General features: G+C 40.9%; 19 protein-coding genes, 2 tRNA genes and 1 riboswitch. Of the genes, 20 read left to right on the top strand and 1 reads right to left on the bottom strand.

The features are described from left to right. The first annotated feature begins 34 nt into the window (after positions 1-34). From B6K08_RS06645 to B6K08_RS06615, 7 genes are all read left to right on the top strand, one after another. A complete protein-coding gene (locus B6K08_RS06645; protein ID WP_052212489.1) occupies positions 35-1,048 on the top strand; it encodes an ABC transporter substrate-binding protein in 1,014 nt (337 codons plus the stop codon). Then, complete coding sequence (locus B6K08_RS06640) at positions 1,038-2,078, top strand: FecCD family ABC transporter permease (RefSeq protein ID WP_039211000.1); 1,041 nt, start codon at positions 1,038-1,040, stop codon at positions 2,076-2,078. Before B6K08_RS06645 ends, B6K08_RS06640 begins: the two co-directional genes overlap by 11 nt. 6 nt (positions 2,079-2,084) lie before the next feature. Beyond that, positions 2,085-2,852 carry an ABC transporter ATP-binding protein gene (locus B6K08_RS06635; protein WP_039210996.1) on the top strand — a complete coding sequence of 256 codons (768 nt, stop codon included), beginning with the start codon at positions 2,085-2,087 and terminating at the stop codon, positions 2,850-2,852. 257 nt (positions 2,853-3,109) lie between these two features. Beyond that, a complete protein-coding gene (locus B6K08_RS06630) occupies positions 3,110-3,970 on the top strand; it encodes an ABC transporter ATP-binding protein (RefSeq protein ID WP_234985266.1) in 861 nt (286 codons plus the stop codon). Beyond that, positions 3,963-4,991: a FecCD family ABC transporter permease gene (locus B6K08_RS06625; RefSeq protein WP_080325748.1), complete on the top strand. Its 1,029-nt coding sequence runs from the start codon at positions 3,963-3,965 to the stop codon at positions 4,989-4,991. The genes B6K08_RS06630 and B6K08_RS06625 overlap by 8 nt, the downstream gene beginning before the upstream one ends. Positions 4,992-5,155: 164 nt before the next feature. Further along, positions 5,156-5,342, top strand: a riboswitch (cobalamin riboswitch). A gap of 180 nt (positions 5,343-5,522) precedes the next feature. After that, positions 5,523-6,515, top strand: coding sequence for an ABC transporter substrate-binding protein (locus B6K08_RS06620; protein WP_052212341.1), 993 nt, complete (start codon positions 5,523-5,525; stop codon positions 6,513-6,515). Between the two features lie 90 nt (positions 6,516-6,605). Continuing rightward, positions 6,606-8,588, top strand: coding sequence for a TonB-dependent receptor plug domain-containing protein (locus B6K08_RS06615; RefSeq protein WP_039209970.1), 1,983 nt, complete (start codon positions 6,606-6,608; stop codon positions 8,586-8,588). Between the two features lie 206 nt (positions 8,589-8,794). Here B6K08_RS06615 and B6K08_RS06610 read toward each other — a convergent pair whose 3' ends face one another. Further along, a complete protein-coding gene (locus B6K08_RS06610) occupies positions 8,795-8,992 on the bottom strand; it encodes a hypothetical protein (protein ID WP_039209967.1) in 198 nt (65 codons plus the stop codon). A gap of 126 nt (positions 8,993-9,118) precedes the next feature. Between B6K08_RS06610 and B6K08_RS06605 the strand changes: the two genes are divergently transcribed. The 13 genes from B6K08_RS06605 (at position 9,119) to B6K08_RS06545 (ending at position 20,159) form a co-directional block, all read left to right on the top strand. Continuing rightward, entirely contained in the window at positions 9,119-10,009 is an 891-nt protein-coding gene (locus B6K08_RS06605; protein ID WP_027397742.1) for an AraC family transcriptional regulator, read from the top strand. 36 nt (positions 10,010-10,045) lie between these two features. After that, positions 10,046-10,843, top strand: coding sequence for a molybdopterin-binding protein (locus B6K08_RS06600; protein WP_080325747.1), 798 nt, complete (start codon positions 10,046-10,048; stop codon positions 10,841-10,843). A gap of 91 nt (positions 10,844-10,934) precedes the next feature. Further along, positions 10,935-11,007 (top strand) — tRNA-Lys (locus tag B6K08_RS06595). Positions 11,008-11,048: 41 nt separating this feature from the next. After that, positions 11,049-11,124, top strand: a tRNA-Lys gene (locus B6K08_RS06590). A 61-nt stretch (positions 11,125-11,185) separates the two neighbouring features. Further along, on the top strand, positions 11,186-11,959 hold the full coding sequence (surE, locus tag B6K08_RS06585) for a 5'/3'-nucleotidase SurE (protein ID WP_159446726.1): 774 nt from the start codon (positions 11,186-11,188) through the stop codon (positions 11,957-11,959). Between the two features lie 88 nt (positions 11,960-12,047). Beyond that, the gene (locus B6K08_RS06580) at positions 12,048-13,289 is read left to right on the top strand and encodes an adenosylhomocysteinase (protein ID WP_080325745.1); all 1,242 of its coding nucleotides are present in this window, start codon (positions 12,048-12,050) and stop codon (positions 13,287-13,289) included. Between the two features lie 180 nt (positions 13,290-13,469). Further along, a complete protein-coding gene (locus B6K08_RS06575; protein WP_080325744.1) occupies positions 13,470-14,147 on the top strand; it encodes a L,D-transpeptidase family protein in 678 nt (225 codons plus the stop codon). Positions 14,148-14,159: 12 nt separating this feature from the next. After that, positions 14,160-15,437, top strand: a complete 1,278-nt coding sequence (locus B6K08_RS06570; protein WP_143254857.1) for a serine hydrolase domain-containing protein — start codon at positions 14,160-14,162, stop codon at positions 15,435-15,437. 25 nt (positions 15,438-15,462) lie between these two features. Then, a complete protein-coding gene (locus B6K08_RS06565; RefSeq protein WP_143254856.1) occupies positions 15,463-16,392 on the top strand; it encodes an ABC transporter permease in 930 nt (309 codons plus the stop codon). Between the two features lie 2 nt (positions 16,393-16,394). After that, positions 16,395-17,312 (top strand): ABC transporter permease, encoded by a 918-nt coding sequence (locus B6K08_RS06560; RefSeq protein WP_080325743.1) that lies wholly within the window; start codon positions 16,395-16,397, stop codon positions 17,310-17,312. Between the two features lie 15 nt (positions 17,313-17,327). Then, on the top strand, positions 17,328-18,242 hold the full coding sequence (locus B6K08_RS06555) for an ABC transporter ATP-binding protein (RefSeq protein ID WP_234985265.1): 915 nt from the start codon (positions 17,328-17,330) through the stop codon (positions 18,240-18,242). A 68-nt stretch (positions 18,243-18,310) separates the two neighbouring features. After that, a complete protein-coding gene (locus B6K08_RS06550) occupies positions 18,311-19,276 on the top strand; it encodes an ABC transporter ATP-binding protein (protein ID WP_080325742.1) in 966 nt (321 codons plus the stop codon). 55 nt (positions 19,277-19,331) lie between these two features. Beyond that, positions 19,332-20,159 (top strand): M15 family metallopeptidase, encoded by an 828-nt coding sequence (locus B6K08_RS06545; RefSeq protein WP_080325741.1) that lies wholly within the window; start codon positions 19,332-19,334, stop codon positions 20,157-20,159. The last annotated feature ends 72 nt before the right edge of the window (positions 20,160-20,231 follow it).

The following is a 20,231-nucleotide window of genomic DNA, read 5'->3' as shown; positions in this document are numbered from 1 at the left end:
GGCTTTGATGCCGCCTTACATTTAGGAGCAAAAAATGAGTAAGGGGATAAAATCATTATTAATAATGTTATCTGTGACAATATTATTATCTGGATGTGCCAGATCATCTTCTGATGTACAATCAGAAAATCCCATCGGTGGTTTAGAAGGTGAAATTGTTGTAGATAATTTTGCTACTGGTGGTCATCCTATAGAATTACATTTTAAAAAATCCCCGGATCGAATTGTAGCTGTATGGCAAAACTCTGTGGAAACCCTCTTGGCCTTAGGAGCTGGAGATAAGATTGTAGCGGCTTTAGGTGTGCCCTACACTGATTGCCTAAGGCCGGAATATAGGGATGAATATGAAAAAATACCAATAAAACAGTTTCAGCTGCTTGATACAGAACACATCCTTATGCTTGAGCCTGACTTTATATTGGCATGGAGCTCAACCTTTTCTGAGAAAACAACAAAGCCGACCAGTTTTTGGCACGGACGTAATATAAATACATATTATGCAGCCAATACAATGCCTGGGAAAAAGGAAAGAACTATTGAAGATGAATATAATTATATATTGGATATAGGTAAAATAATTGGGAAAAAACAGAAGGCCATTGAATTGGTCAATGGAATGAAAAATAAAATTGCATCAGTACAACAAGCAACTAAAGATTATAATCACCCCCGAACCATAATTATTGAGCAGATGAAAGATAATTACATGGTTTATGGTTCTAATTCTTTGGCTGGTGATATATTGCAGCAGGTAAATGGTGAGCTGATTCAGACTGGAAAAACTATCAGTTATGAAGAAATGATAGAAGCAAATCCTGATGTGATTTTTATGGTATATTCTGAATTTAATTATGCCAATGCAGATAAGATAACATATGATTTTTTGTCAAAGCCTGCATTGCAGGATATTTCAGCTATAAAAAATAAGCGGGTTTATAATCTGCCATTGTATTCGGTTTACGGTAGTGCCACAAGAACATATGACGGTATATGTTTGATGGCGGCAGGCCTTTATCCTGATTTGTTTGGAGGCAAGAATGAATTGTAATAAAAAATATATTCTAATTTTCATCTTGGCAATGGTACTGGTTGTAGAACTTTTTTTGTCTTTATTGCTAGGCTCTGTTGACTTATCTTTACAGGATATTTGGCAAACCGTGATAAATGGAATAATAAGTGATAAATCAGTAGATGCTCCTGGACAGGGACCTCTTCATGATATTATCTGGATATTACGAATTCCGCGGGTATTGTTGGCATGTATTGCAGGTGCAGGATTGGCGGTGTGTGGTGTAGTAATGCAGGCTATAATAAAAAATCCTTTAGCAGATCCTTATATAATGGGTATTTCTTCAGGAGCATCTCTGGGGGCTACGGTGGCTATATTATTGGGATTAGGCAGTGGAGTTTTTAGTAACTTCATTGGTGTTGCAGCGTTTTTAGGAGCCTTGGGAGTATCTGTACTTGTATTGTTGTTGGCAAATATTGGTGGCGGAGTAAATGCTGTGAAGCTATTGCTGATAGGTATGGCACTAAGTATGGTATGTTCGGCATTATCCAGTTTTGTTGTGTATTTTGCCCAAGACAAAGATGGCATACAAACAATAACCTTTTGGCTGATGGGAAGCTTTGCTGGTGCTGATTGGTTATCTTTACCTGTTGTTTCTGCAATAATCATTTGTGGTATTCTATTTTTTGTAATACAGAATAGGGTATTAGATATGATGTTGTTTGGGGATGAAACAGCAATCACTTTAGGTATTGATATAAGAAAATATCGCCAGATATATATGTTAATAAGCTCATTGATGGTTGGGTTTATTGTTTATTCGGCTGGTATGATAGGATTTGTTGGCTTGCTGGTTCCTCATGTTGCCAGAATCGCAATAGGCACTGAACATCGTTTTTTGCTTCCAATGTCAGGATTAATGGGGGCAATTTTATTGGTTTTGGCAGATGTAGTATGTCGCTCATTGATTGAACATACTGAAATCCCTGTGGGTATTATTATTTCTCTTATTGGTGCGCCTTGCTTTGTTTATATGATTATTCGCAAGGCGTATGGATTTGGGAGGTAATCATAAATGGAAATTAAAATTGATAATTTGGATGTCAGTCTGGGAAATAAAAAAATTATAAATGCACTTAATTTTATTGTTAACCCTGGTGAATTATTAGGAATTATTGGTCCTAATGGCAGTGGAAAATCAACCTTGTTAAAGACCATATATAGAGTTTTGAAGCCTGATAATGGTGCCATTTTTTTCGATGGCATAAATATAAAAGAAAGGTCCTATAGGGAAACAGCCAGACAAATTAGTGTTGTAGCCCAGCATAATGACTTTTCGTTTGATTTCACTGTGGAAAATGTAGTTATTATGGGGAGAGCACCCCATAAAAGTATATTAGAACGGAATAGTAGAGAAGATTATTTAATGGCGGCTGATGCTTTAAAACGGGTTGGACTTGATGGTTATGAGGACCGCCACTTTAACACATTGTCCGGTGGTGAACGGCAACGGGTGATTTTGGCCAGAGCCCTTGTACAGAATACAGATGCCTTAATATTGGATGAACCTACTAATCATCTTGATATTAAATATCAACTACAATTAATGTCACTGGTGAAAAGTACCAAATGTACAACTATAGCAGCAATCCATGATTTAAATATTGCTGCTATGTATTGTGACCGTATAGTGGTATTAAAGGATGGAAGAATAAAAGGAATTGGTACTCCTGAAAACATATTTACCAGTGAAATGATAAAAGACATATATGGTGTTAAAGCTGAAATATTTAGAACTGATAAGGGAGAAATTCATATATTTTTTTCATCTGCAAGGATTTAACCCTATCTTTTATTGATATCGTTTGACATATACAATATAACGAGCTTTAAGATGTCCCCTTCCTCTTTAGGTGGGGGAAAAGAAACTACAACAGCTGGTGAGCATATCTCCCTGCTCGTTGAAACGCTAATTGGATGATTTTTCTTCTAAAGAAGAAAAATTTGAACAATGGCGTTATAAAAAGTATACTTAAAACTATTGGATGTTTTAAAATGAAGTTTGAGTTTAAAACAATATAATAGGTGATGATGTCATTAATGAAAAAAATATTAAGTGTTAAAAACATAACTACTGGTTATGACAAGAATATAATAATAACCAACGCTTCCTTTGATGTGAATCCTGGTGAATTTATTGGTATTATTGGCAAAAATGGTGCCGGTAAAAGTACCCTGTTGAAATCACTTAGAGGCTTTTTACCCTTGGTAAAGGGGAGTATTACCTTATTTGGCAAGGAGCTGAAAAGCTATTCACAGCGGGAGCTGGCAGTTCAGATTGCCTATCTTCAGCAGCAGGTGGAAATGACCTTTGATTATACTGCCAGAGATATGGTAATGGCGGGAAGGTATCCATATAAGAAATGGTGGGAGCAGAGCAGCGATAGTGACGCAGACATTGTGGATGCCTGCATGCAATATACCGGAGTCATGGAGCTGGCTAATACACCTATCAGAGCCATGTCTGGAGGACAGAGGCAGCGTGTTTATCTCGCCAAGGTACTGGCACAGCAGACCCATGTATTGTTTTTGGATGAGCCGGCATCGGGATTGGATTTATTTTATCAGGAGGAGATATTCCGTTTTTGTCAGGAAATGTGTAAATATGGCAAGACGGTTATCATGGTGGTTCATGAACTGAATTTGGCGGCCCGATATTGCTCCAGGCTTATGCTATTAAAAGAAGGGAACATTATTGCTGATGGCAATCCTGGGGATGTACTTACTGACGAACTGCTTACTGAGGCCTATGGGGTGGATATACGTTCTTTAATAAATAAGGAAACTGGCCATGTGGATATTTTTACGGTTCCTGCCCCTGATGATAGCAGGAAAAAAGAGCTCATTAAAACGATAATTGGTGACAAACATAATCACGGAAAGGCGGTAGCGTATGAATAATTATCATCACAAGCTCATAGCCGTTATTTTGTTTGTGGCTCTTTTATTGGTAATCTGCACCTCCCTGTCTGCAGGACAATATGATTTGAGCTTTATGCAGGTGGTGGCGTGGTTTTTTCATAAAATGGGCCTTCCGTTCCTTGAAAATATAAATGTAACAGAGCAGCAGGAGGCTGTGCTGATGTTTATCCGTTCCCCTAGAACTGTAGTCGGGCTTTTGGTAGGAGCCGGATTAGCTGCCTCCGGGGCAGTGCTGCAGGGCTTGTTCAGTAATCCGCTGGCAGATCCTGGTATTATTGGTGTGTCCAGTGGTGCCACCTTTGGGGCCGTAATAGCAATTATTATTGGAATTAACAGTACCAGCCTCGTTGGCCTTCCAATATCTGCTTTTATTGGTGCTGTAATTGCGGTGTCCCTTACCATAGGTCTTGCCACACGACATGGACGTATACCTGTATTGACATTGCTTTTGGCTGGTGTGGTGGTAGGAATGCTATTTAGTGCCTTGACAGCCGCCATGCTGACGATAATGGACGATCACAAGGTTCAGCAGTACCTGTTCTGGACTATTGGCAGTCTTGATTATCGCCGTTGGGAGCATGTATTTATGGGTGTTGTACCTATAAGTTTGGGAATAATCATTATGATGCTTATGGCAAGACACCTGAATATTCTTGCTCTAGGTGAAGCAGAGGCCAAGGCAGTGGGGATGAATGTTACGAAATTCAGGCTAATTTTGCTTGCTGTGGCCACCATGACTACGGCCAGCTCTGTATGTATTACAGGCAGTATTGGATTTGTAGGCTTGATTATTCCTCACATGATGCGTATGCTGGTGGGACCAAATCACCGTCATCTATTACCGGCAAGTATGGTGGGGGGAGCTGTGTTCCTGGTATTTTGTGATGCTGTGGGCAGAATGCTGCTTCCAAATAGTGAAATAAATGTTGGAATAATGACAGCTGTTTTGGGGACGCCATATTTTCTCTATTTATTGAGAAAGAATATGGATATACGATAGTTCATGGTGCGTAAAAGATATTTAAAATTATTATGATTTGTTATTTAAGGTTAATGATAATTCCATAAAGATATTTTAGTTAATAAGTATTTATTTTGGTAATTATAATTGACAATTATAACAAAAAGAGTATACTTTTAGTTGTTGTTTGATTTTAATCAAAATTTAATAAAACTGAAACAGGTGCCGTGAGGCTTAATAGAGAAGCTGGTCAAGTCCAGCACGGTCCCGCCACTGTAAGAGGAGCGAAGCTATAGAATTTGTCACTGGGTTACGGTTAATGTAATCTGGGAAGGCGTGTAGCAGAGCTATGAATCAAGTCAGGAGAACTGCCTGTTTATAAATCACCGTTTTGACCTGCGAGCGACAGGAAGGGGATTTAAGGCTATTTTGCTCTTAATCTTGCTTTTCTGCCATTATGGCATGAAAAGCTATTTTTTTGTGCGATTTAAAACGGTTCGGATTTTTTCTAACCGTTTTTTTTATTGTGCATTGTTGTCGTTTGCCAAGGATAAACAGGGGAGATATTACATGAAAATAGCATTAAACATAAAATTTATTCTACTGTTGTTAATTGCATTGATGTCATTGGTTATGTCTGGTTGCGGTAATGATAGTGCGTCTAAAGGTGGGGAATATGAAGTTACTGACATTCATGGTACAGTAATTCACTTTAAGGAAAAGCCTTCGAGAATTGTCACTATGACTATTGGTACTGACAATATTGTGCTGGGCTTGGTTAAGCCTGAACGAATGATTGCCTGCAATACAAATCTTGATGATCCAGCCAGTTCCAATGTGGTGGAGCTGGCCAAGCAGATTCCCAATAAGGTAAGACATCCGAAGCTGGAAGAAATCATCGCTTTGCAGCCGGACCTGGTGATAGCAGCCGATTGGGGAAATCTTGATTACGTTCAGTCCCTGCGGGATATGGGAATTAATGTGGTGGTAGTAAAGGGCTCCAAAAATCTTGGGGATATTAAAGATAATATTCGTCTTATAGCTGCAGCTCTGGGAGAAGGTGAAAAGGGCGAAAGGCTTATTACTCTCATGGAGGAGCGATTAAATACCCTTAAAGCAAAGATAGATGCACAGGTTCCTGCTGACCAGCGAAAGCGTGTGGCCTTGATATCTGTAGTACAGAATTATGGTGGCAGGGACTGCATTTATGATGATGAATGCAAGTGGGCTGGGGTTATAAATGGTCTTTCTGAGGCTGGGTTAAAACGTGGGGTGAAGCTCACCAAGGAAATGCTTTTAAAGATAGACCCTGATATTATTTTGCTTCCAAGCTATTCCGCCCATGGTTCCTTTGATAATCAGGCATTTAAGGATCAGTATACCAAGGACCCATCACTGCAGCAGATTAAAGCCATTAAAAATGGTGGTATTAGGGAGCCGAGAGATGCCTATATTTATTCATCATCCCAGGACTTTTGCTTTGGAGCCCAGGAGATAGCATATTCTGCCTATGGGGATGCTTTTAAATTAGATGATCAGCAGCATCTGTCTGTGGCTGAGTAGGTTTTGAATATATTATAGGCATAAGATAATGGGCATGTTATCAAGGCTGTAACAGCTTTGTTAATAATAATTTTTAGAGGAGAATGGAAAATGAAGGAAAAGAAGTATTTGAGTGCTGCTATTGCTTTGGCAATAATGGCCGCTGGCTCAAGCGTATTTGCAGCTGATGTTGTGGATTTCGGTGACGAGGAGGTCATTGTAACTGCAACCAGAACTGAGAAGAAGGACGTGGATGTTCCTGCTGGTACTGAGATTGTTACTGCAGATAAAATTAAAGAAATGGGCGTTAGATCTGCTATGGATGTACTGAAGCAATTAAATGGTATTCAGTATGATTGTATAGGTAATGCTAATTCCAATATGGGCACCATGACTAATGATGTAATTATTCGTGGTTATAAGGATGGTACCTTAATTTTGATTAATGGTACGCCTATGGAATATAGAGGAAAATATGATTTAGGCTCCATTGATGCACGTAATATTGAACGTATAGAGGTAATTAAGGGCAATGGTTCTACTTTGTACGGTTCCGATGCTATTGGTGGTGTAGTCAACATCATTTTGAAGAAAAATACTCAGGAAAATACTGTTACAGTAGGTTTTGGTAATCGTGAAGGATATAACTATGGGGTAAATGTAGGCAGTGGTAATTGGCGTGTGGGTTATTATAAATCCATGCTTGGCAAAAGCTTTGACCAGTGTACACCAAATATTAATAAGGATGCAAAAAATGCAGAATTGAGGTATTATACCAGAGATTTATCTAAGGAAAACTTTAATATTTCTGGCTCTCTAAATGATAAATGGGATATTTATTATAATTTTTCTGAGAATATGGGATATTATGACAGATATATAACTGCTACTTTACCAGGTTATACAGGCAAAGCTAAGGTCGGAGATCTTTACCAGACCAGACGTTATGATACTACAAATCACAATTTCCAAGCTGTTTTCCATGATAAGGATTGGAAGGTTTCAATTTTTAATAATCTAAACTTTATCGAATCAAGAGGAGTTACCAACAAATTAAATTATGCAGGTACCCCATACCATACACGTGAGAAAAACGTCTCTTACGGTGCAGATGTTCAGAAGAAATGGTATTTAAATAATTCAACTAATCTTATTGCTGGTATTAGTGGTCAGCGAGAAATTTATAATGCATATATAACAACTGATACAAAAAAGAACATTATTAGTTCAAAAAATTCAAGTTTTGGCAGAAATGTTTGGGCTGCTTTTACTCAGATAGAGCACCAATTTGACGCAAAGAATACTGCAACCTTTGGTGCCCGTGAGACTTGGACTACTGGTGCCTATAGGGATCAGAACTATAATAATTTTAGTATGTCCGGTTCTTGGTTACATAAGATGAATGAGGAAAATAACCTGTATTTGTCTATTGCCCAGTCCTTTAAGATGCCAACTTATTCAGAGATGAATAAGAATACTGATTTCGCTATTCCAAATCCTGATTTAAAACCAGCTAAGGGTATCAATTATGAAATAGGCTGGAAACAAAATCATGGTAGTCACACTTGGAAGGCTGCTCTTTTCCATATTGATGTCGAGGATAATATTACCGCATCATGGGATACGAAAAAGAAATATTATCAGTATACAAATGTAGATTTCCGCAATACTGGTATTGAATTATCCTGCAAGATAGATGGTGGAGATAAGTGGAGTTATAACTATGGTATAACATGGCAGCATCCACAGAGTAAGAGCGATAACGCTAAGAAGCTTCAGATGAGGAATCAGTGGGAAAATGTATATGGTCGTCTCCAGTTAGATGGTGGAATTGGCTACAAATATAAGAAGTTTAAGACTAATTTGAACTTTACATATATGTGCTCTCGTTATCAGTCCCAATCTGGACCAAATGAGGCTGTTAAGCCTTATCTCCTGTCTAATTGGAACTTTATCTATACTCCGGATGAGCATAGCGAATTTAATCTTAATATTGAAAATGTACTTAACAGACGTGATCGCACATCTAATTCTTCCTCTGATTATTTCTGTGCACCAACAACCTTTATGCTTAACTACACTTATAAGTTCTAAAACATCAAGAGACAGCCTTACGGCTGTCTCTTTTTTGAAAAAACATAAAAGTATATGTTTCATTTTTATATGTAGAGTAGGTACATCACGAAAAAACGGGATTGTTTATGTGCCAAGAGGCACAAAACAATCCCGTCGTTTTTAGAACATTATTTTAAATGGGGGGTAGAAATAACTGGATGCTTGCCGTATAATTAGCTTGTATATTAAAGGCAAATAGCTAAAGCAGTTCCTACCACCAAAGCTGCAAAGGTACCAATGCGTAATTCGTGAATACCAAGACGATAACTGAGGTTGCTCTCTTTTACAGAGTGAAAATCCTCGCCCTCCAAGAAACTGTGATGATGGGTATTAACGTTCATTAACAAACGCTCCATGTTGGAAAGTCTTACTGCTGCTTTCATGGTCGATTCCTCCTTTAAAAATTTTATTTATTTCTTATTGTGATTTTATTATATCTTGTAAAGCCTAGGTTTTCTGCCTTTTATACGACAAAAAATGTTCTCTATGCGACAAATAAGGCGGTTTTTATGATTAAGAAAATGACTACAATCCGTATAATGGCGGATAAGGAAAAAGAGCAAATGCATGATAATCCCCTTTTTCCTTGTAGCAGTTATTGCATTGAATGGAATAGAGGAGGTATTCAATCATTGCCATGGCATTGGCATCGTGAGCTGGAATTTATGTATGTTTCATCTGGCCGCGCTGTAGTTGAATACGCAGGTAAACGGGCAATAGTAGAAGCAGGAAATGGCTTTTTTTGCAATTCCAGGGTATTGCACAGATATGCGCTGGATGGGGAACGCTGTCAGCTATATTGCATCTTGTTTGATGAGAAATTCATAAGCGGTGGCATTGCAAATGTTATTTATAAAAAATATGTTAAGCCAATTGTTACCGATGAAATGTTTTCAGGAAAATATTTGCACACTGATGTAAAAAGGGAACGGGATGTCATAATCAATATCAGAAGAGCATTTATAGCTGCTCAAAAAGAAATTTTCGGCTTTGAGCTTGATCTTAGGTATAATATAGGCAAAGCATTGGCTATCCTAAGTGACCATCCAACAGCTTCAAGGATAGGCTATACAACGCCGCAAATGGAACGAATAAAGCTGATGGTGGACTATATTCATGGTCATTATGGTGATCAGATATCTGTGGAGGATTTGGCAGCTCAGGCTGGAATAAGTGAGCGGGAGGCCCAGCGGTGTTTCCAGTCCATATTCAATATGTCGCCACGTCAGTATATACAAAATTACCGGTTACAGGTGGCTGAGGAAATGCTTTTGGAGTCCAATGAGTCAATTTTATCCATTGGTATGGCATGTGGATATTATAACCCAAGTCATTTCAGCAAGGCCTTTCGCTTGTATAGGGGATGCAGTCCCCATGCATTTAGGCAGCAAAACAGTTAATACAATGCTAACTATATATTAAGGAGAAAAGTGGAAATGATTGTAGAAATAATTAGTGTGGGAACAGAGCTCCTTTTGGGCAATATCGTCAATACAAATGCTCAGTTTATCTCGAAGGAGCTGGCAAAGCTGGGTATGGAATGCTACTACCAGACTGTGGTGGGAGATAATCCTGATCGCATAAAGGGTGCTCTTGATGTGGCCTTTTCCCGTGGTGACATGGTTATTCTCACTGGTGGTTTGGGACCTACCAAGGATGACCTTACCAAGGAAATGCTTATGGACTATTTTCATAAGGAAGTAGTTCTTGATAAAAAGGCCTGGGAAATGATGAAGGAACGCATGACCCGCAGTGGCTTTACCCAGTTCAGTGACAGCCAGAAAAAGCAGGCGTACGTACCAAAGGATTCCATTATAATGTACAATCATAACGGTACTGCACCTGGCTGTATTATGGAAAATAATGGCAAGTATTGTATGCTGTTTCCGGGGCCTCCAAAGGAAATGCAGCCAATGTTTAAGGAATATGGCGTACCTTATCTTCGGAAATTCAGTGATAAAGTATTTGTTTCTATGGATATAAAAATGATGAGCCGTGATGAAGTATCGGTAACAATCGTTGGTGAAGGACCATGTGCTGAGCGGTTAGGTGACCTGTGCGACAACGAAAATCCAACGGTAGCCACTTATGCCAAAGAAGATGGCTGTCTGATTCGCATAACCGCAGCAGCCCAAAATCGGGAAGAGGCCCTAAAACTAATCGAGCCAATACTTGAACAATGTAAAAAAGCCTTGGGAGAAAAATATATAAAGAGGATATTTGAGGATAAATAATATTATCCATGTAAAAGTTTACATTTTTCATATTTTTTGTTGACACGGATATATGAAATGACTATAATATCAATTGTTGCGTAAAGCAAATGACTCACTAGCTCAACTGGTAGAGCATCTGACTCTTAATCAGCAGGTTCGGGGTTCGAGTCCCCGGTGGGTCATCATTGAAAATATTACAGGTTGTTTTGCAGCCTGTTTCTATGACTCACTAGCTCAACTGGTAGAGCATCTGACTCTTAATCAGCAGGTTCGGGGTTCGAGTCCCCGGTGGGTCACCATTATGAATCATTACAGGTTGGATATCTTCCAGCCTTTTTTTTGTATATGAAGGGTGATTGTATGAAGATTCTTATTACTAATGATGATGGCGTTATGTCCCCTGGAATTGAAGCCCTGGTTAAGCACCTGTACAAGGAGCATGAGGTTATTGTGGCAGCCCCTGCAAGCCAGCAGAGTGCCAAGGCCCACGCCATTACAGTGGGACAGCGTATTTATATTGATGAATATGAGCCACTTATTGAAAAATATGGTATCAAGGCCTATGGTATCGCTGGAACCCCTGCAGACAGCGTTAAGCTGTATCTTGAAGGGGTACTGCAGAATAATGAGGAGGAGTATCCTGATCTCGTTATTTCCGGAATCAACGATGGCTCTAATCTGGGGACTGATTTAATTTATTCGGGAACAGTTGGTGCTACTAAGGAAGGCTTTATTCATAATATCCGCTCTATTGCAGTTTCTCTTAGCTATAACCCTATTATGACCTTTGATGAGGTGGCCAGGGAGCTGGTAAAGAAGCTGCCGGATATTTTGAATATGGAAAGAGAGGAGAAGGAATACCTTCTCAATATTAATTTTCCTGTTAAGCTGTCCAAGGATTTCAAGTGGCTGTGGGCATATCAGGGCATCAGAAATTATGAAAATGCCTATATTCCGCGGACTGATGCTGATGGAAGAATCTATTATGTGGTAGAAGGCAATATTGTAGATGAGGGCAACAGCCCTATTTCCGATGTGGTTCTTTGTAATCAGGGCAATGTTACAGTTACCCCAATTCGCCTTAAGGTGGCGGATCACAAATACCTTTCAGATGTGGCAGGAAAAGAGTTGTGATTCTTTTTCTGTTAACATAGAAAAAAATGAACAAATGCGGTATAATAAGTTGTTAGCTATTTAAAACAGATTTTTTAGGAGGCGTATTATGGAATCTAAAATTAAAGACATTAAGTTAGCACCTTCTGGTCATGATAAAATCAATTGGGTAAAGAATTTTATGCCTGTTATGAAGGCTGTAAATGATGAATATTCTGTTTCCAAGCCATTTGCCGGCAAGCGTATGGTTATGACCATGCATCTGGAGGCAAAGACTGCATATTTGGCTCTTGTACTTAAAAATGCTGGTGCTGAGGTTATTGCCACTGCATCCAATCCATTATCCACTCAGGATGATGTATGTGCTGCTTTGGTTGAGGAAGGCGTAACTGTATTGGCTCATCATGGCTGCACCATGGAGGAATACGACAAGTATATTGATATGGCACTGGACACTGAGCCTGATATTATTATGGATGATGGTGGCGATTTGATTTATCGTCTCCACAATGACCGCCGTGAGCTGCTGCCAAAGATTATTGGCGGCTCCGAGGAAACCACCACAGGTGTTCTTCGTGACAAGGCACTGGAGGCTGCTGGCAAGCTGGAGTTCCCTATGATGGCTGCCAATGATGCTTATTGTAAGTACCTCTTTGATAACCGTTATGGTACTGGCCAGTCCACCTGGGAGGGCATCATGCGTGCCACTAACCTTGTAATTTCCGGCAAGACCGTTGTTATCGCTGGTTATGGCTGGTGCGGCAAGGGCGGTGCTATGCGTGCCAAGGGTCTTGGTGCCAATGTTATCATTACTGAGGTTGATCCAGTAAAGGCTATTGAGGCTGTATTTGATGGCTTCCGTGTAATGCCAATGGATGAGGCTGCCAAGATTGGTGATATTTTCCTTACCCTTACTGGTGATAAGGATGTTATTCGTGAGCGTCATTTTGCTTCCATGAAGAATGGTGCTGTAATGTGCAATTCCGGTCACTTTGATGTAGAGATTAACATCCCTGAGCTGCAGGCCATGACTGAGTCCCGCAAGCAGGTGAAGGAAGGCATTGAGGAATTTAAGTTTGCTGATGGTAAGAAGCTGTATCTCCTTGGTGAGGGACGCCTTGTGAACCTGGCCTGTGGCGATGGTCATCCAGCTGAGATAATGGACCTTTCCTGGGGCGTTCAGTTCTTTTCAGCCCTGTACATTCTCGAAAATCATGAGAAGCTGGAAAATAAGGTATATGTATTGCCAGAGGAAATCGACCAGAAGATTGCGAAAATCAAGCTGGCTGCCATGGGCATCGAAATTGATGAGCTGACTCCTGAACAGTACGCTTATCTGCATCAGTGCTAATTAAATGAGACTTATTTAAAATAATTAATAGGCTTCTAAGGATTTTAGGAGCCTATTTTTACTATAAATACTTAGCGAACACAAGCCGAAAGGCACAGTGTGAGCTTAGTATGCGTGTAAGGGCAATGAAAGCTGGAAGACTTTCAGCTTGCTTCTTATTGAAAGGACGGTGCCTTTTTTATGAAGGTATTATTATTAACTTTATTGTGCCTTTTATTTAGTTTAAAGGGCTCTCTGGTGGCTGAGGCCGCTGCCCCTAATGAAAAAAATCCCTTCTGGCAGGATAAGCTGAACCAATACAGTGAGATATCCTGTGTTCAGCAGGTGATTTTCGTACAGTACAAGGGGGACAGCAAGGCTGATGTAAAGCTGTATGAAAAGGATGATGAGCAAAAATGGAATATGGTATTGAAGTGTGAGGGCTTTGTAGGAGAAAATGGTTTAGGCAAGACCAAGGAGGGAGATAGGAAAACTCCAAAGGGTGATTTCGGTATTTTTACCGCTGGTGGTATAGAGCCTAATCCGGGTACCAAGGCTGATTACCTTCTTTTTGACGAGCATATTTTCTGCGCTGATGGGCCTTATTATAATAAGCTGATTGACGACCGTAAAATTCCTAAGAAGGTATTGGAAAAGCTGGATTTGGACCCTATGAACAATGGGGCACCACAGTTTAATTATGGTTTATTTTTAACCTATAACCGGGAATGTGTACCAGGACGGGGGTCTTATATTTTCCTGCATTGCATGGGAGAATATGATTATACCTTAGGATGTATTGCTGTCAGTGAGGAAAACATGATAAAAATTCTGCAGCACGTTGATAATAATGTGCGTGTTTGCATTTATCCAGCATAAAGAGGCAATTTCATGGATGAGTATGATTTATTGGAAGATGAATTAAAGGGTATGGTGGGGAACCACTATACCCAGGTTCCAGGATTGGGAGCTGTTCTTATAAAGGACGGGAAACCAGTATTTAGCTATTGTGGCGGGTATGCAGCCTTTGGTAAGGAACAAAAGCTGTTTAAGGCGGATTCTCTTTTTCGTATAGCATCTGTGTCAAAGCAATTTACTGTTTATGCAATTATGCAGCTGGTGGAGGCTGAAATAATTAATCTTGATGATGATATCAGTGATTATTTAGGATTTACCTTACGTCATCCTGATTTTCCAGACGTGAAAATTACTGTGAGAATGCTGGCCAATCACACATCTGGTTTACGTGATGGTGTGGTTTACTGTATCCCACCTGGGTATTCAGTAAGGGCGTTTTTTGTTCCTGAGGGCAAATTTTATGAGGATGGGGCCCATTTTTCCCCTGCAAACGAGCCTGTGGGGGAGTTTTTCTGTTACTGCAACCTCAATTACGGTCTTTTGGGCACCATTATTGAGGCAGTAACTGATGAGCGCTTTGATTATTATTTACAAAATAATATTTTAAAGGAATTGGATATCATCGGAGGCTATTTGCCGGGGAATTTGTCTGCCACGGAATTTGCCAGTCTGGGTACCCTGTATCAAAAAAAGGATATTGGGGGAAGATGGCGGGACGATATGCCATGGCGGCCTGTTATGGATTTCTATAATGGTATCAAGCCTGCCAGGGATACGGTTACAATGCAAAATCCTTATGCCATAAATGACGATCCAAGGGTATATTCATTAGAAAATTATGTTCCGGGTACTAATGCAACCTTCTTTGCACCTCAGGGGGGACTCCGTATTTCCCTGGAGGGTATGTTCAATGCGTTGGTAATGCTGATGAATAAGGGGACATTTAGGGACAAGCAATTTTTATCTGAGACTTCCGTTAATGAAATGACAAAGGCCCAGTGGAGCTATGATGGCAGTAATGGTGATACTGCTGATGATACGCTTCTGTCCTATGGCTTGGGGCTATATCAGATAAGGGGAGATTCTTCTGCCAGAGTTTGTCAGCACCATGATATTTTTCTGGTGGGGCATACTGGTCAGGCCTTTGGCCTTTATTCCGGGATGTTTTATGTACCGGGGACTAAGGATGGCTTTGTGTATATTATGAATGGTGAGGGCATGGCCGAGGAAGATGAGCGGAGCCACGGCGAGTTCAGCAATAACTTTATCTGGGAAGAAAAGGTTATGGACGCTCTTTGTCATGCTTTTTAAATAACATTTTGGGGAGGAAGCCAAAGTGCTTAATTATTTGGGTAAAAGATTATTAAATTCCATAATTGTGCTGTGGATAGTAATGACGGTTACATTTTTGCTTATGCACGCCATACCAGGTGGACCATTTACAGCGGAAAAGAATCTGCCTCCTGCTGTGCAGGCCAATATTGAGGCCCGTTACAAGCTAAATGATCCTTTGACCGCTCAGTATATGGATTATGTGGAGAATATTCTTCATGGTGATTTGGGTCCATCCTTTAAATATGTGGGCCGCTCTGTCAATGATATTATTGGGGAGAGCTTTCCTGTGTCCTTTGAGCTGGGCATGGAGGCCATTCTTATCTCTTTATTGTTAGGTATTCCGGCGGGAGTGCTGGCAGCCTATCGTCGAAATAACTGGCAGGACCGCACTGTTAATTTATTGACAACCATCGGTATTGCAGTGCCGGGATTTGTGCTGGCAGCTCTTATGGTGGAGATTTTTGCCATGAAGCTGGGACTGCTTCCTGCCGCCATGTGGATTGACTGGAAAAGCCGTATCCTGCCTGCCTTCGCCCTTGCAGCTATGCCAATGGCCTTTATTACAAGGCTGACCCGCTCCAGTATGCTGGAGGTTTTGGGACAGGATTATATTAAAACTGCCAAGGCAAAGGGATTGGGGACTACCTATATTCTATTTAAGCATGCTTTACCAAATGCTCTTATTCCAGTAGTTACCTATGTTGGTCCGATGGTAGCCAGTATTTTGACAGGCTCCTTTGTTATTGAGACTATATTTGCTATACCTGGACTGGGAAGCTATTTTGTAACCTCCATATATAATCGTGATTATACAGTGATTTTGGGTGTTACCATATTCTATAGTGCCATTATTATCCTGATGAATATGCTGGTGGATATTATTTATCCTATGCTGGATCCACGTATTAATATTGGGGCGAAGGAGGATTAAGGATGAATAACAAATATGATTTTTCTCCTCTGAGCAAATCTGAGATGGCTTTGGCTGTGGAGTCAGAGCAGGCACCATCCATGGGATATTGGCAGGACGCCTGGATTCGCCTGAAAAAGGACAAGGCTGCCATGCTGGGTATGGGATTTATTGTACTGATGATGCTGGCTGCTATTTTCATACCAATGTTCTCCAGCATTTCCTATGAGGATCAGGATTTTGCCAGAACTAATATGGCCCCAACCATGGAGCATCTTTTTGGAACCGATAATCTGGGAAGGGATATGCTTATCCGTGTCCTTTATGGTGCCCGCATTTCCTTGTCCATCGGTGTGGTGGCTTCTTTGATTAATCTCTTTATTGGAGTGCTTTATGGTGGTATTTCCGGCTTTGTGGGAGGGCGAACGGACCGAATTATGATGAATATCGTGGATATTCTCTACAGTGTGCCAACCCTTTTGTATGTGATATTGTTAATGGTGGTCTTTAAGCCGGGGCTTCTCAATATTTATATTGCCCTGGGTATCAGCTATTGGCTGCAAATGGCCCGAATTGTACGTGGAGAGGTGCTGAAAATCAAGGAGCAGGAATTTGTGCTGGCATCACGCAGCATGGGAGCAAGTCCAGCCCGTATTCTTCTGAAGCATCTTATTCCTAATTCTTTGGGGGTTATTATAGTATCATTGAGTCTTTCCATCCCGGATGCTATTTTTACCGAGGCCTTTTTGAGCTTTATCGGTCTTGGTGTTTCTGCGCCAATGGCCAGCTGGGGTGTACTTTGCTCTGATGGGATTAATACTTTGGGAGCATATCCATTTCAGTTATTTTTCCCTGCTTTGGCCATCAGCTTAACCATGTTGGCCTTTAATTTCTTCAGTGATGGTCTGCGGGATGCCCTGGACCCTAAAATGCGCCGTTAAGGGGGGAGCTTAAGGATGATTTTAGAAATAAATAATTTATCAGTTGGCTTCCATACCTATCGGGGAGATGTAAAGGCAGTCCGGGGAGTTACATTCAATGTTGATGAGGGTGAAATCGTTGGTATTGTGGGGGAATCCGGCTGTGGTAAAAGCGTTACTGCCCATGCAGTAATGGGCCTTTTGCCAGAGGAAAACTCCTTTATAAATCAAGGCAACATAAAATTATTAGGTGAAGATATTACCAATAAGTCCAATATGGAAATGACTAAGCTCCGTGGTACATCCATGGCTATGATTTTTCAGGATCCAATGACTTCATTAAATCCTGTATTGACCATTGGACAACAAATGACGGAGGGTATTATTAAATCCAAGGGGTTAAACAAAAAGGATGCCCATGAGGAAGCCCTGGCTCTTTTAAAGAGGGTGGGTATTCCCAAGGCAGAGGAGCGTATGAAGGCTTACCCCCATGAATTCAGCGGTGGTATGCGTCAGCGGGTAATGATAGCTATGGCACTTATTTGTAGGCCAAAATTGTTGTTTGCAGATGAGCCAACCACAGCCTTGGATGTAACTATACAGGCCCAAATATTGGAATTATTGGATGAGCTTCGTCGTGAAATGAAGATGTCCATAGTATTGGTGTCTCATGATTTGGGAGTCATTGCCCGTATTTGTGACAGAGTGAATGTTATGTATGCTGGCCGTATAGTGGAGTCCGGCCCGGTAGGTGAAATATTCCATAACCCACAGCATCCATATACCAGAGGTCTTCTAAACTCTCTGCCAAGAGTGGATAAGGTGGATGATACTGAGCTGCCTGTTATTGAGGGGCATCCTCCTGATTTACTTTATGATATTAAGGGGTGCAGCTTTGCCCCCCAGATGTGGCGATGCCATGAAGGTTTGTGCTGCCTATCGTCCAAATAATGAAAATATGGGTAAGGAACATTGTGTGGAATGTTGGCTTCCAGTCCGTGACAGAGAGGAGGGGCACCATGAATAATATAGAAATCCCAAATAACAAGCCCTTGCTTTCCGTTAAAAATTTAAAGAAGCATTTTGTTACCAAGAAGAATTTCTTCGGGCATCCGAAGGAGTACGCCTATTCACTAAATGGTATATCCTTTGATATTAATAAAGGTGAGACCCTGGGATTGGTGGGCGAGTCCGGTTGTGGCAAAACAACAGCCGGCAGAACTATAATGGGTATATACAAGCCTACTGCTGGTGAGGTTTATCTCCATGGTGAGAGGCTGGATTTATCCAAGGGACCGGAGAAACGTATTCAGATGATTTTCCAGGACCCTTATGCTTGCCTTAATCCCCGCATGACCGTGGGGGAAATCATTGGCGAGCCACTGGAAATTAATCATGTCTATGATGATAACAAGGCAAAGCTGCAACGGGTGTATGAGCTTCTGGAGCTGGTGGGCCTTAGCAGGGAGCAGGCTAATCGCTTTCCCCATGAATTTAGTGGTGGGCAAAGACAGCGAATTGGCATTGCAAGAGCTTTGGCGGTAAATCCAGATATTATAATCTGCGATGAGCCTATTTCAGCATTGGATGTTTCCATTCAGGCCCAGGTGGTAAATCTTATGAGAAGATTGCAAAAGGAATTGGGACTGACATATCTTTTCATTGCCCATGATTTGGCCATGGTAAAATACATCAGTGACAGGGTGGCTGTTATGTATATGGGAGCTATTATGGAGCTGGCAGATGCAGAAGAGCTTTATAGGAACCCATTGCATCCATATACTAAGTCACTATTGGCGGCTATTCCAGTGCCAGATCCGGATATTCGTCAGGATATTTCCAGCATCAAGGGGGAAATCGGAACCGGCGATATGACAGGCTGTCCTTTCGCTCCGCGTTGCAATAAGGCAACTGATAAATGCTTTAAGGAAATGCCGGCAATCAAAAATGTTGAAGGTCATCAAATCGCCTGTCATTCAATTTAATTTTGAAGGAAAAACGATAACTATGTGGAATATAGACACATTAGGAGGGATTTTAATGAATAAAAAGCTTTTAGGATTAGTTGGTGGAATGCTGTTGGCTTCCTCAGTGTTTATGCCTGTTCACGGTCATGCTGCTTTTTTTGCCGATAAGGCTGATAACAGTGCAATTGTAAATCAGGCCAAAAGCGTGGATGTAAATGACCCTACAGGATTTGTGGTGCTTTCTGATGTAGTGCCTGATATCATTCAGGAGGTCCGTTATTTCTCCACCTACAATTTTGTGGGAGATCGTATCAATGGCTATACCCAGCCAAGTATATTAATGTCTCGGGAAGCCGCTGAGGCATTAAAGGAAGTATCGGATGATGTAAAGAAAAAGGGATATCGGCTGAAGGTATATGATGCCTATCGTCCGCAGCGGGCCGTAGATAATTTTGTGGCCTGGGCTGAGGATTTGGGGGATAAACGTATGAAGGACTATTTCTACCCAGAGGTAGATAAGACCCGATTGTTTGCCGATGGCTATATTGATGCCAAGTCTGGTCATAGCCGTGGCTCTGCCATTGATTTGACTCTGTTTGATATGAATACCGGCAAGGAAGTAGATATGGGGGGGACCTTCGACCATTTTGGTCTGGAAAGCCATCCAACATGGTGCGGTGACCCTGATACTGGCAAATATACCGGAAAATTTGAGGGTAAGTCAGTTCCTAAAAATGGCAAGATTACCGAGAAGCAGTTCAAGAACCGCATGATTCTCCGTGAGGCCATGATGAAGCATGGCTTCGAACCTATTGATACTGAGTGGTGGCATTTCTTCCTGAAGAATGAGCCTTATCCAAATACTTATTTCAACTTCATCATTGACGATATGAAGAAATAAAAATAAGCGCGATGTGACGAATTTTTCCGCCACATCGCGCTTTTTTACGCCTTATTTTATTAAGTCGGCTTA

The organism is Anaerovibrio lipolyticus DSM 3074, from assembly GCF_900141865.1.
GTDB lineage: Bacteria > Bacillota > Negativicutes > Selenomonadales > Selenomonadaceae > Anaerovibrio > Anaerovibrio lipolyticus.
Note: the sequence above shows the minus strand (reverse complement) of the source record. Positions and strands in the feature narration are given on the sequence as shown.